Origin of the sequence: Actinomadura madurae, assembly GCF_900115095.1 — a bacterium.
In the GTDB taxonomy this organism is placed as follows: domain Bacteria; phylum Actinomycetota; class Actinomycetes; order Streptosporangiales; family Streptosporangiaceae; genus Spirillospora; species Spirillospora madurae.
Genome location: NZ_FOVH01000007.1, coordinates 148,769 through 162,185, shown reverse-complemented (window position 1 = coordinate 162,185; position 13,417 = coordinate 148,769). Strand labels below are relative to the sequence as shown.

Annotated in this window: 10 protein-coding genes and 1 pseudogene; 10 read left to right on the top strand and 1 reads right to left on the bottom strand. The window is 68.5% G+C overall.

All coding sequences use genetic code 11. The annotated features are described in order from the left end of the window. The first annotated feature begins 309 nt into the window (after positions 1–309). The 3 genes from BM339_RS21015 to BM339_RS21005 all read left to right on the top strand — a co-directional run bounded on the left by BM339_RS21015 (position 310) and on the right by BM339_RS21005 (position 3,994). The gene (locus BM339_RS21015; protein ID WP_075021951.1) at positions 310–1,767 is read left to right on the top strand and encodes an aldehyde dehydrogenase family protein; all 1,458 of its coding nucleotides are present in this window, start codon (positions 310–312) and stop codon (positions 1,765–1,767) included. A gap of 113 nt (positions 1,768–1,880) precedes the next feature. Further along, complete coding sequence (locus BM339_RS21010) at positions 1,881–3,512, top strand: GMC family oxidoreductase (protein ID WP_075021950.1); 1,632 nt, start codon at positions 1,881–1,883, stop codon at positions 3,510–3,512. After that, complete coding sequence (locus tag BM339_RS21005) at positions 3,509–3,994, top strand: hypothetical protein (protein WP_075021949.1); 486 nt, start codon at positions 3,509–3,511, stop codon at positions 3,992–3,994. Before BM339_RS21010 ends, BM339_RS21005 begins: the two co-directional genes overlap by 4 nt. A 112-nt stretch (positions 3,995–4,106) precedes the next feature. Here BM339_RS21005 and BM339_RS21000 read toward each other — a convergent pair whose 3' ends face one another. Further along, entirely contained in the window at positions 4,107–4,367 is a 261-nt protein-coding gene (locus BM339_RS21000; RefSeq protein WP_075021948.1) for a hypothetical protein, read from the bottom strand. Positions 4,368–4,426: 59 nt separating this feature from the next. Between BM339_RS21000 and BM339_RS52665 the strand changes: the two are divergent. The 7 genes and pseudogenes from BM339_RS52665 to BM339_RS20965 all read left to right on the top strand — a co-directional run. After that, positions 4,427–4,795 (top strand): annotated as a pseudogene (locus BM339_RS52665) (pyridoxal-phosphate dependent enzyme); the annotation flags it as partial. Positions 4,796–4,922: 127 nt separating this feature from the next. Then, on the top strand, positions 4,923–5,300 hold the full coding sequence (locus BM339_RS20990; RefSeq protein WP_075021947.1) for a Rid family detoxifying hydrolase: 378 nt from the start codon (positions 4,923–4,925) through the stop codon (positions 5,298–5,300). A gap of 62 nt (positions 5,301–5,362) precedes the next feature. Beyond that, positions 5,363–6,247, top strand: a complete 885-nt coding sequence (locus tag BM339_RS20985) for a dihydrodipicolinate synthase family protein (protein ID WP_075021946.1) — start codon at positions 5,363–5,365, stop codon at positions 6,245–6,247. 245 nt (positions 6,248–6,492) lie between these two features. Further along, complete coding sequence (locus BM339_RS20980) at positions 6,493–9,978, top strand: indolepyruvate ferredoxin oxidoreductase family protein (RefSeq protein ID WP_075021945.1); 3,486 nt, start codon at positions 6,493–6,495, stop codon at positions 9,976–9,978. Between the two features lie 5 nt (positions 9,979–9,983). Beyond that, positions 9,984–11,177: an NAD(P)/FAD-dependent oxidoreductase gene (locus BM339_RS20975; RefSeq protein ID WP_075021944.1), complete on the top strand. Its 1,194-nt coding sequence runs from the start codon at positions 9,984–9,986 to the stop codon at positions 11,175–11,177. A gap of 6 nt (positions 11,178–11,183) precedes the next feature. Beyond that, positions 11,184–12,287 (top strand): proline racemase family protein, encoded by a 1,104-nt coding sequence (locus BM339_RS20970; RefSeq protein WP_075021943.1) that lies wholly within the window; start codon positions 11,184–11,186, stop codon positions 12,285–12,287. Further along, positions 12,284–13,327 (top strand): proline racemase family protein, encoded by a 1,044-nt coding sequence (locus BM339_RS20965; RefSeq protein WP_256255412.1) that lies wholly within the window; start codon positions 12,284–12,286, stop codon positions 13,325–13,327. The genes BM339_RS20970 and BM339_RS20965 overlap by 4 nt, the downstream gene beginning before the upstream one ends. Positions 13,328–13,417 lie beyond the last annotated feature (90 nt).

Genomic DNA, 13,417 nt, shown 5'->3' with positions numbered 1-13,417 from the left:
CGCCGAGGTCCGTGGTGATGGTCATGAGCTACTCCGTCCTCTGCCCAGCGGGTTGTCGTCGCGGAGGTTGCCCGATGCGCCGGTCAGGTGTGGGCGACGGTGTCGGCCGCAGGACGAACTCTAGTGCATTGTAAACAATCGACGATTGGTTACCGTGGGGGACCTGTCTCGAAGCATGCAGCGTGGGTGGCTTAGACAGGCAGGTGGAGTGGCGATTCGGCCGGCCAACCCTGATCGCTCGGCACCCGGTCTTGTCATTGAAGAAAGCGTGTCGTAAGGTGCTGATTGTTAACAATCTGGAGGTTGTGGATGAATGGGCAGCCCGCACCGAGCACCGGCGGAGAGATCCGCAACTACGTCGGCGGCTCCACGGTCGAGGCGTCGGGGCAGGGCACGGTCGAGGTGCTCAACCCCGCCGACGGGGCGACGCTCGCCTGGTTCCGCGAGTCGACGGCTGTCGACGTCGACAAGGCCGTTCGCGCGGCATCCGCGGCCTTCCCCTCCTGGGCGGCCCGCACCCCGCGTGATCGTGCGAACCTGCTCCGCCGGATCGCGGACGCGATGGAGGCGCACCTCGACGAGCTGGCCAAGCTGGAGGTCGTCGACGCCGGTAAACCCTGGTCGGCCAGCCGTGGGATCGAGCTGCCGGGTCTGCTGGACGCGCTGCGGCTTTTCGCCGGCCTACCGGGAATCGGCAGTGCGCAGCCGGCCGGCGAGTACCACGAGGGACACACGTCATTCCTCCGGCGCGAGCCCATCGGCGTCGCGGCGGCGATCACCCCGTGGAACTATCCACTCTGGCAGGCGATCTGGAAGATCGCTCCGGCGCTCGCGGTCGGAAACACGGTGGTCGTCAAACCGGCCGAGGACACTCCGCTGTCCACACTCCGCTTCGTCGAGCTCGCGGGCGAAATCCTGCCGCCCGGCGTGCTCAATCTCGTCCACGGGCGTGGCGACACCACGGGACAGGCGCTGGTGGCCCACCCCGAGGTGGGCGTCGTGTCGTTCACCGGATCGACCCGGGCCGGTCGCGTGATCGCCGCGGTGGCGGCAGCGGGCCCCAAGCGTTTGGTGCTGGAGCTCGGCGGCAATGCCCCGGTGATCGTCTTCGACGATGTCGATCTGGAGAGGACGGCGTATCACGTCGCCGGCACGGCGCTCTTCAACGCCGGCCAGGAATGCATGGCCGCCACGCGCGTGATCGTCCAGGAGGGCCTCCACGACCGGTTCGTCGAGGCTGTGGCCGGAGCCATGGAGAGCCTCACGGTGATGGGCGACCCGCTCGATCCGGCCACGAATCTGGGGCCGCTCATCTCGGCGGCACAGCGCGACCGTGTCCAGGCTCTCGTCGACGGGGTTCCCGGACGGGCGAAGGTCGTCTTGGGAGGGCGGCCGGCCGACGGAGCGGGATACTTCTACCCGCCCACCTTGGTCACCGGTCTCGAGCAGTCGGACGAGATCGTGCAGACCGAGATCTTCGGGCCGGTCGCGACCGTGCAGAGCTTTGCCGACGAGGCGCAGGCGATCGCGTTGGCCAACGACGTCGAGCAGGGCCTTGCCGGATCTGTCTGGACACGTGATGTCGGCCGGGCCATGCGCGTCGCCAATGCGATCGAGTTCGGGAGCGTCTGGATCAACACGCACATGGCGCACGGGCCCGAGATGCCCGTCGGCGGCTTTCGGGGCTCGGGCTATGGAAAGGAAGGCGGCCTGGCGGGCCTCGACGAGTTCAGCCGCACGAAGCAGATCACCGTCAACTTGCATTGATCGGAAGCAAGGGCCAGGTCGGGACCGATGGCACGGCGGCACACCTGCTTGTGGTCGGTCCACACGAAATCTAGACTGCAAATTGTTTACAAAAGCCAGGAAGGGCTGATTGGATGACGCCACCCCTCCCTTTGGACCAGGCCGACGTCGTGGTCGTCGGAGCGGGCCCGTCCGGTGCCGTCATCAGCGGAACGCTCGCTCCGCTGGGCTTGAAGGTCGTGTGCCTCGAACAGGGCGACTGGATGAATCCCACCGATTTCGCCGGCAACCATCCGGAATGGGAGCTGCTGGTGCAGCAGCAGTGGGCGCATGACCCGAACCACCGCCGGCTGCCCGCCGACTACCCAGTGGACGTATCGGACTCCGACCTCGCGCCGGTCATGTTCAACGCCGTGGGCGGATCGTCGATCTACTACGGCGCGCACTGGCACCGGCTGCTGCCGTGCGATTTCCACGTGCGCACACTCGACGGCGTCGCGGACGACTGGCCGATCACCTACTCGGACCTGGCGCCCTACTACGCGAAGGCGGAGGCGTTGACCGGGGTCTCCGGTGTGAGCGGCGACCCCGCCTACCCTGATCACGAGGATGATTACCCACTGCCTCCGCTGCCGTTCGGGAAGGTCGGGCTCCGCGCCGCCCAAGGCGCGAACAAGCTGGGCTGGCATTGGTGGCCGGGCATCAACGCGATCCCGAGCGCCGACTTCAGGAACCTCAGCAAGTGCGCGCGCTACGGAGTCTGCGAGTGGGGCTGCCCACAGTCGGCCAAGGCCTCCGCGGACGTGGCATGGTGGCCGCACGCGCTACGGTCCGGCGCGGCGCTCATCACGGGTGCGCGCGCCCGCCGGATCGAGACCGGACCGGGTGGGCGCGCCACCGGAGTCACCTGGATCGACCGTGCCGGGAGGGAGCACTTCCAACCGGGCAAAGCCGTGGTGATGTGCGGCAACGGCATCGGGACGCCCCGGCTGCTGCTGCTGTCCGACTCGCCGGCCCATCCGGACGGCCTGGCCAACTCCTCGGGCCTGGTGGGCAAGAACCTGCAGCTGCACCCGAACTCCGCGGTGTACGGCAGCTACGAGGAGGATCTTGAGAGCTGGCTCGGTCCGACCGGCCAGGCCATCCACTCGCTCGAGTTCTACGACACCCGGCCGGAGCACGACTTCGTCCGCGGCGCCAAACTGCACGCGATCGCCGCACCCGGCCCGCTCACGGCCATCGAGGTCCGCCGGTGGGGGCGGTCGTTCGACGACCTCTGGGGCGAGCCGATCCACGAGGCGGCGGCGACCCACGGACGGGGCATCTTCTGGGCTGCGAACACCGAGGATCTTCCCGACGAGCGCAACCAGGTGACGCTCTCCGATCACCTGGTCGACGGCGACGGCATTCCGGCGCCGAAGGTGAGCTACCGCGTCAGCGAGAACACGCGGCGGATCCTCGCGTTCACGGTGGACCGCATGCGCGAGCTGCACGAAGCCTCAGGTGCCACCGAGGTCATCTCCTTCCCTCTGCTCCCCGACCAGCCCGGCCACCTGCTCGGTACCGCTCGGATGGGCCATGACCCGGCGACGTCCGTGGTCAACTCCTTCGGCCAGGCGCACGACGTCGACAACCTGTTCATCGCAGACGGGAGCATCTTCGTGACCACGGGATCGGTGAATCCGACGGGAACCATCCACGCACTGGCCCTGCGCGTCGCCGAGGGCGTCGCGGCGTACGCCAAGAAAAAGGAGGTGCCCGCATGACGTCCCCGGGTGGCAACGTTCTCCGCCTGTCCGCGCCGGCGAGAATCACGCCTCGCGCGCTCACCGATGCCGAACTCGCCGCGGCCCGTGCGATCGCGGACGTGCTCGTGCCACGCGCCGGGGTCCATCCGGCCGCGACAGAGGATCCCGAGTACGACGGCTACCTGGCCCGGGCGCTCGCGGCGCGCCGAGACGCGTTCGAGACCGTCACGGCGGCCCTGGCGGAGATCGACACCTCCGATCCCGGGGTCCTGTGGGATCAGCTGCGCGCCATGGACGAGGAACGTCGAGATGACTTCCAGGCCCTGTCGGCGGTGATCGTCGGCGCCTGGCTGATCAATCCGGCGACCCGCGAGCGCATCGGCTATCCCGGGCAGCGTGCGGTGGGCTTTCCATTCGACGCGGGGACCGAGGAACTGGCCGGCGGTCTCCTGGACCCGGTGCTCGAGCGCGGCCCGGTCGGGCGTCCCGCACCCGCCTGAGAAATCCCGGTTGCATACCAGGCAAATCTGCCATGCATTGTTAACAATCATCAATCGAACAATGTCCAACAGGTCCCGCAAGATCGAATGTTGGGAAGACCGCGTGCACGTGTCATCGCCAAGCCGCCGACCGGATCTCCAGGACGTCCTGGTCGCGCGTCGTGAGCAGGACGGCCGGGAGCGTCGTACGCCGCTGATCGACGACCCCCGCCTGGACGAGGCGATGGGCCGGCCCGCCGCGGCACTCGGCGCGACCGTCGTGCGGGCGGGCACCACCCCGGAGCAGGTCTTCGGGACTTGCGATGAGCCGGCCGACAAGCACGGACTGGCCAAGCCGCACCCGTTCGACCACGCGGATGTCATAGCCGGCCACGGTTCACTCCCGATCGAGATCCTCGAGGACGCGCCGGAGGCGGGGACGTCGTCGTTCCGACCGGAGGCGGGGGGCTGCCGGCCTCGATGGCGCTCGTGGTCAAGACGCTGGCTCCCCGCGTCCGCGTCGTCGGGGTCGAGCCCGCCGGCAGCGCGGCGATGCGACGATCCGTCGACGCCGGCCGGCCGGTCGGCCTGGAGCGGGCCGGGCACTCGATCGCCGACGGGCTGGTCAGCCCATGGCCCGGTGAGCTGCCGTACCCGATCGTCCGCGACCACGTCGACGACATCGTGCTGGTCGACGACGACGCAATCCTGGAGGCGATGGCGTTGGCGTATCGCGCCTTGCGGGTGGCCGTCGAGCCCTCGGCGGCTGCCTCATTGGCCGCGCTTCTCGCGCATCGGTGGCCCGGAGGCACCGAGGTCGCGGTGGCCACCGGTGGCAACTTCGATCCACGGCTCCTGGCTCATGTGATGAGCGGCGGCGGCGGAGTGGCAGAGCCGGGCTGCCGACAAGCCCGCACAACCCGATCACGACACGAAAGCCAGGTAGATCATGGCCCGTACCCCCCTCGTCACCGAGCGACTTCCCGCGCCCGTGCTTCCGTACTCGACCGCGGTCTCCGGGGCGGCGCGGCTGTGGCTCAGCGGCATCGTGGGCAACCGCCCGGGCACGCCGGACCTGGCGGGGGAGACGGCTGCCGACCAGCTCGTCCAGGTCCTGGCCAATCTCGATGCGGTTCTGGCCGGGGCCGGCAAGAGCGAGGCAGACGTCCTGAAGGTGACGTTGTACCTGACCGACATGTCCGAGTTCGCCGCGGTCAACGACGTGTACGCCCAGTACTTCACCAAGCCTTACCCCGCGCGCACGGCGATCGCGGTCGCCGCGCTCCCGATCGGCGCGCGCATCGAGGCGGACGTGGTCGTCGGGTGACGTCCTGAACCAGGGGCGCGTTCGGGCAGCGATTGTAAACAATAAATCATTCAAGGAGAGTCATGGAGCTTCACGGACTCATGTCCGCCCTGGCGACGCCGTTCACGGCCGGGGGCGCAAGCCTCGACGAGGCCGCCCTGCGCAGCCACGTGGACAGCCAGATCCAGGGCGGTGTCCACGCGCTGATCCCGTGCGGATCGACCGGCGAGTTCACGACCCTGACGGTGGACGAGCGCCGCCTGGTGACCGAGATCGTCATCGACCAGGCCGCCGGCCGTGTCCCGGTCGTGCCCCACGTCGGGGCGCTCACCGCTAGGGACGCGATTGCGCTGGGCCGGCACGCCGAGGAGAAGGGCGCCGACGCCCTGATGGTGGTCGCGCCGTTCTACGAGGCGCTGCCGATGGAGGACGTGCTCGGCTTCTACCGCAAGGTCGCCGGGGCGGTGTCGGTTCCGATCATGGTCTACAACGCCCCGCTGGCGACCGGCGTCAATATCGATCCGGACACCATGGCCTCGCTCGCTCGCGAGGTCGAGCAGATCAAGTACGTGAAGGACACCAGTTGCGACATGCACCAGGCCGGGATCCTGATCCACGAGTACGGGGACGCCTTCAAGACCTTCGTCGGACTGGACACCCTCTACTTCACCTCGCTCGCGGTCGGTGGTGCGGGCGCCATCAACGGGGCGGCCAACTTGATCGCTCCCGAGTTGGTCGCGGTCTGGGACGCGATTCAGGCCAATAACCTCGCGGACGCCCGCAAGGCCTGGAATCTCGCGTACCCGGTCATGCGATTCCTCACCACCGTCCCGTACAACGCGGGTGTCAAGGCCGGGCTCGACATCCTCGGGAAGTCGTTCGGCGACCCGCGCGAGCCCCTCGGCGCGCTGCCCGCGGAGGCCCGGAGCCCGCTTGAGGCGGCCCTCAAGCGGATCGCCTCCGCCTGATCCTCCGCACGTATCGACGAGCCGCACCAGATGCTCTCCGTTCCAGGTGACACCTCCCCGGACCGGGGACCCGCGCCGTGGCGTGCTGGGACAGACCTTCCAGCTCGCCACGGCCGCACACCACGACGGGCCTGCGTGGCCGACATGAGGCGCCGGGGACGTCTTCCCGGCGAGTTCCGAACTGCAACTGCCCGGACAGGCTCGGTCGAGCCTCCACCGGCTCTCCACGTGAACAGGTGCCATTGATGAGTGACAAGACCGCCGTCGCGCAGCGGCTCGAGGACAAGTACGCGGTCGAGGACGGTCAGATCTACCTCTCCGGGCTCCAAGCCCTCGTTCGTCTGCCGATGGACCAGCGCCGGCGCGACGAGAGGAACGGCCGCAATACTTCGGCGTTCATCTCCGGCTACGAGGGGTCGCCGCTCGCCGGATACGACCTCGAGTTGCAGCGTCGGGGAAGTCGGCTCGACGAGCTGGGAATCGTCTTCACCCCCGGCCTCAACGAGGAACTGGCAGCGACCGCGGTCGTCGGCAGCCAGATGGTGGGCAACGTCGCGGGTCGAACCGTGGACGGCGTCGCAGGCTACTGGTTCGGGAAGGCGCCCGGACTCGACCGGGCCGCTGACGCATTGAGGCACGCCAACCTCGCGGGTACCAGCCCCGAAGGGGGAGCGTTGGCGCTCGTCGGCGACGACTCGGTGGCCAAGTCCTCCACCGTGCCCAGTGCTTCCGAGATGGCTCTCGCCGAGCTCGGCATGCCGGTCCTGGTGCCGTCGGACGCGCAGGACGTGCTCGACTTCGGCATCCACGGAATGGCGATGTCGCGATTCAGCGGGCTGTGGGTAAGCCTCAAGATCGCCACGAACGTGGCGGACGGTCACTCCACCGCCGCCGTCGGTCTGGACACGCCGCGGGTCGTCGTTCCCGGCAACATCGTCGACGGGAAACCCTACGTTCACGAGCCGAGCTTGATGCTCGGCCAACCCTACCTCGCGGCGTTGGAGCGGAGCATGGTGCACCAGCGCCTCGAGTTGGCGGGGCGCTACGCCCGTGCCAACCGCCTCAACCGGGTGTACGACGCATCCGCCGCCAGGGTCGGGATCGTGGCCGCGGGAAGCACCTACCTCGACCTACGCCAAGCCCTCGACTCGCTGGGTCTCGCACCGGCGGAGGCGGAGGCCGCCGGACTCCGCATCCTGCGTCTCGGCATGGTCTGGCCGCTGGACCCCGAGGAGATCGCCGCGTTCAGCGAGGGCCTCGACGAGATCATTGTCGTCGAGGAGAAGCGTCCCTTCATTGAGGCCGGCATCCGGAACATCCTCTACGGGCGCAACGGAGCCCCGGTCGTCGTCGGCAAGACCGACATCAACGGATCCGAGCTCTTCCGCGCGGACAACGACCTCGGCGCCGACCGGATCGCCACCGGACTGCGTCGGCGGCTCGCATCGCATTACGATCTTCCGGAGCCGGTGGCGACGCCGGGCAGGAGCCTGCTCGGCCGGCCGCTCGCACTGCTCCCACGCACGCCGTACTTCTGCTCTGGTTGCCCGCACAACAGGTCCACTCAGGTGCCGGACGGCTCACTCGTATCGGCAGGCATCGGTTGTCACGGCATGGTCGGCCTGGTGGCCTCCGGCCAGGTCGGTGACGTCATGGGGCTGACCCAGATGGGCGGCGAGGGAGCGAGCTGGATCGGTCTCTCGCCGTTCGTGGAGACGCCACATATGTTCCAGAACATTGGCGATGGCACATTCCACCATTCCGGGAGCCTGGCGGTGCGGGCCGCGGTCGCATCCGGCGTCAACATCACCTACAAGCTGCTCTACAACTCCGCCGTCGCGATGACCGGCGGACAGGACGCCGTGGGCGGGATGAGCGTGGCCAAGGTGAGCCAGGCTCTCTTGGCCGAAGGGGTCGCCAAGGTGGTGATCACCACGGACGACGTGAGGCGGTACCGCAGGGCCAGGCTGCCGCGCGGGGTGGCGGTCCACGACCGAGGCGATCTGGTGGAGGTGCAGCGGGAACTGGCGGACACCCCGGGTGTCACGGTGCTCATCCACGATCAGGAATGCGCTGCCGAGCTGAGGCGCAAGCGCAAGCGCGGCAAGGCCGTGGAGCCTGCGCAGCGCGCGTTCATCAACGGACGCGTTTGCGAGGGCTGCGGCGACTGCGGCCAGAAGTCGAACTGCCTGTCGGTCCAGCCCGTAGAGACCGAGTTCGGCCGGAAGACACAGATCCATCAGCCGTCCTGCAACAAGGACTTCTCCTGCCTCGACGGGGACTGTCCGTCCTTCCTCACCGTGGTCCCGGGGGAGAAGGTCGCGCGAGGCCGCCGAGACGCCCCACCGATCGATGCGGCGGCGTTGCCGGAGCCGGCGCAGGTGGTTGATCCCAACCGGTTCAGCGTGCGCATCACCGGGGTGGGCGGCACGGGCGTGGTGACGATGGCGCAGGTGGTGGCCACCGCCGCGGCTCGCTCCGGGTTTGAGGTCCGTGCTCTGGACCAGACCGGGCTGTCCCAGAAGGGCGGCGCGGTCGTCTCCGATCTCAAGGTCACCCGCGAGCCCATCGAGCTGGCGGCGAAGGTCGGCGCCGGTGAATGCGACCTGTACCTGGGCTGCGACGTTCTGGTCGCCGCCTCGGAGGACAACCTCGGCACCGCCTCACCGGAGCGGACAGTCGCGGTCGTGTCCACCGCCGAGGTGCCCACGGGGGCGATGGTCGCCGACACCACCGTGCACTTCCCCGCGGCGCGGGACACGCTCGGCCGTATCGGCGACCGGACGCGCAAGGACGCCGGCCGCTTCGTCGATGCGCGTGAGGCGACCCTCGACCTGTTCGGTGACGATCAGTACGCGAACATGTTCCTCGTCGGCGTCGCGCTTCAGCTCGGCGCTCTACCCGTGCCCGCCGACCAGATCGAGGCGACGATCGCGCTCAACGGTGTCGCCGTCGAGCGCAACACGCAGGCGTTTCGGCGTGGCCGGCAGCTGATCGCGGACCCCGACTCGTTCTGCGCCGCCCTGCGGAACGGCGGAACCGTCGACGCGAACGATACCGCCGAGGCTCCCGAGGCCGGTCTCGAGGATATCGTCCGCCTTCGGATCGCTGAGCTCACCGCGTACCACAACGCGGCGTACGCGGACCGGTATGCCTCGGTCGTCGAACGAGTCCGGGCCGCGGAGGAGCGCGTGGCGGGCGCTCAGGCCACCACCCTGACGGTCGAAGTCGCCCGGCACCTGTTCAAGCTGATGGCGTACAAGGACGAGTACGAGGTCGCCCGGCTCAGCGTCCGTCCCGGGCTCGTCACCGAGCTCGAGGAGCAGTTCGGCCCCGGGGCGAGCTACCGCTACCGGCTGCATCCGCCGGTCCTGCGGGCCCTGGGCATGAAGAAGAAGATCAGCCTGGGGCCGTGGTTCCGCATTGTTTTCCGGGCGCTCTACCGAATGAGACGGGTCCGCGGTACCCGCTTCGACGTGTTCGGCTACGCGAAGGTCCGTCGCACCGAGCGGGCGCTCGTCGGCGAGTACACGGCCCTGGTCGAGCAGCTGCTGGAACGACTCGACGAAAACAACGTCGACGCCGTTGCGGAGGTTGCGGCGCTGCCCGACATGGTGCGCGGCTACGAGGAAGTCAAGATGCGGAATGTCGAGCTCTACCGCGCCGAGGTCGCGCGCAAGCTCGCCGGGCTGGACTCGTCCGGCCGCATCGCGTCGCCGGCGGGAGGGTGAGCGCGATGAGCGGTTATGACGTCCTCGTCATCGGCGGCGGCATGGCCGGAGCGTCCATCGGCTACGAGATCGCGGCGGACCACAGCGTCGGTCTGCTCGACATGGAGTCCACGCTGGCCTACCACACCACCGGCCGGTCGGCGGCGGTGTTCGTCGAGGTGCTGGGATCGGCCCTCGTCAGGGGTCTCACCCTCGCGAGCCGGGAGCACCTCTCCGACGGAGAAGACTGGTTCGACTCGCCGGCGATGAAACCGCTGCCGTCCCTGATCGTGGCGACGCCGGGAGACGAAGAGAAACTCCGTGCCTGGCACGCAGAGGTGAGTGCGCAGGTTCCGGACCTCGCGATCGTGGACGCCACCGAGGTGCTCGAACTCAACCCGGTGCTGCGCTCGGGGTACTACCGCATCGGTGCCTACGAGCCTCGGGCGATGGAGATGGACGTCCACACGATTCACTCCGCCTACCTCCGCGGCCTGCGCCGCCGCGCCGGAAAGGTGCATCCCGCGGCACCGGTCGTGGCCGCCACGCGCGCCGGGAACGTCTGGAGGGTGGTCTTGCGCGACGGCAGCGTGGTGGAAGCCGAGACGGTGGTCAACGCCGCGGGCGCGTGGGCCGACGAGGTCGCGCGGATCTTCCGGGTGGCCCCGGTGGGGATCACTCCGCTGCGCCGCAGCATGTTCGGGGTCCGTGCGCCGGAGGGCTGCGAAGTCTCACGGATCCCCCTGACCAACGAAGTCGAGAGCAGGTTCTACTTCAAGCCCGAGGGCGACGGATTCATCTGCTCGCCGGTCGACGAGACTCCGCACGAGCCGGCCGACGCCAAGGCCGACCCGCTGGAGATCGCGAGGGCACTGGACGCGCTCGGTGAGGCGACGGTCATCGGCGCGCGGAGTGTGCGATCGGAGTGGGGTGGACTTCGCAGCTTCGTCGCCGACCGGCACCCGGTCGTCGGGTTCGACTCATCCGTCGACGGCTTCTTTTGGTACGCCGGGCAGGGGGGATACGGCATCCAGACGGCGCCCGCGCTGTCCCGCGTCGGTGCGGCACTGCTCGCCGGCCGCGGACTGCCGGACGATGTTGCCGGGTACGGCGTCACCGCCGAGAAGCTGTCGCCGCATCGGCCCGAACTGGCCTCGGCGCGCGCCGGCCGCGGGAATGTCCCGGGCGCGGAGTCGGAACCCCACGAGGACGAGGAGTAGGCGTACATGCGGTGGGACAAGGTTTACAACGTCGTCGGATGCCATGCGGCGGGCATGGTCGGTGACGTGGTGGTCGGCGGCGTGCCTTCGGTGCCGGGGGAGACCGTCTTCGAGAAGATGCAGTACTTCCAGCGGAACCTCGATCACATCCGCCGCACGCTGATGTACGAGCCGCGCACCGTGTCGGGTCTCAATTTCGTCGTGCCGGCCGGCGACCCGGAGGCGGCGTACGGCTACATCATCGCCGAGCCGATCGAGTACGTCGCGATGTCGGGGAGCAACACGCTGTGCGTTGCCACCGTGCTGCTCGAGACGGGGATGGTTCCGATGGTCGAGCCGGTCACCGAGCTGACCTTGGAAGCACCCGCCGGCCTCATCCGCCTGCGCTGCGAATGCAGGGACGGCAAGGTCACGAACGTCTCCTTCCTGAACCAGCCCTCGTTCGTCTACCACCACCAGGCACCGGTCGAGGTTGCCGGGTCCGGGACGATCCCGGTCGATGTCGCCTGGGGAGGAATGACTTACGCCATCGTCGACGCCGAAGCTCTCGGCTTCCGGCTCACCGAGGATGAGGCGCGCGATCTGGTCGCGCTCGGGCAGCGGATCAAGGCTGCCGCCGCCGAGCAACTCCCGGTGGTCCACCCGCTGGAACCGCGGCACCACGGCATCACGCAGACCGAGTTCGCCGGCCCGCTGCGGATGGTCGACAGTGTACTGACTTCGCGCAACGCGGTCGTGATATCGCCAGGCGTGGTCGACCGGAGTCCGTGCGGGACCGGCACCTCGGCACGGCTGGCCCTCCTGCACGCACAAGGCGAACTCGAGATCGGGCAGCCGTTCGTGCACGAGTCGATCCTGGGCACCAGATTCACCGCCGAGGTCGAGAGCACCACGACGGTCGGTGCGTACCCGGCCGTGTCGCCCCGGGTGGGCGGTCAGGCATGGATCAACTCGACGATGCAGGTGGGTGTCGATCCCACGGACCCCTTCCCTGAGGGCTACATGCTCGGCGACAAGTTCGTCGACGACATCGACAGCCTGAGCCTCATCCCCCCGAGCCCGCCACCGGTGCCCACGACCATGGGAAAGGAGGACGGCCCGTGCGAATGAGACAGATGATCCACCTGGTCAGCGCCCACAATGAGGGCATGCGAGCCGACGTCGTCGTCGGTGGGCTGCCGCCGGTGCCGGGCGAGACCGTCCGCGACAAGATGCTCTACTTCCAGAACAATCTTGACCGCATCCGCAAGATGCTCGTCCTGGAGCCACTGACCTGGGGCGTGTCCGTGAACTTCGTGGTGCCATCGAACCACCCTGATGCGGACTTCGGCTACATCATCGCGTTGCCGACCGAGTACGTCGCGATGTCCGGCAGCAACACGATGTGCGTCGCCACGGTCCTGCTCGAGACCGGCATGGTTCCGATGGTCGAGCCGGTCACCGAGTTGACCCTGGAGGCGCCGGCCGGGCCGATCCGGATTCGTGCCGAATGCCGGGACGGCAAGGTGCTCAGCACGTCGTTCCTCAACCAGCCGGCCTTCGTCTACCACCAACGGGCGCCCATTGACGTCCCCGGCATCGGCACCGTTCCCGTCGACGTCGCGTGGGGTGGCATGACCTACGCGATCGTCGACGCCGAGACTCTGGGCTTCAAGATCACCCGCGATGAGGCCGCACGGCTCGTGGAGGTCGGGCAGCGGGTCAAGAAGGCCGCCCACGAGCAACTGGAGGCCGTGCACCCGCTCGAACCGCGCTTCAACGGAATCACCCAGACCTTGATCGCGGGACCGCTTCGTGAGGAAGGCGGCGTCCTGCGATCACGCAACACCGTCGTGGTGAGCCCGGGCGGGCTGGATCGGTGCCCGTGCGGCACCGGCACCTCCGCGCGCCTCGCGCTTCTCCACGCCCGCGGTGACATCGAGGTCGGTCAGACCTTCATCCACGAGAGCGTCCTGGACACCACCTTCACCGCGTCGATCGACGAGATCACCACCGTCGGTGATCTGCCCGCCGTGCGCCCCCGGGTGGCAGGCCAGTCGTGGATCACGGCGGTCAAGCAGATCGGGCTCGACCCGACCGATCCATTCCCGGAGGGCTTCGCGCTCGCGGACTACTGGAAGGAAGTCCCGAAGCTCAAGCGTGTCGAATGAACTCCCCGGCATCATGCCGGGCCGCCGTGTCGAGTGAAACCAAGCCCTTGTCGACAGACGTGACCGAAGATAATCGTGACGATTGTCGAC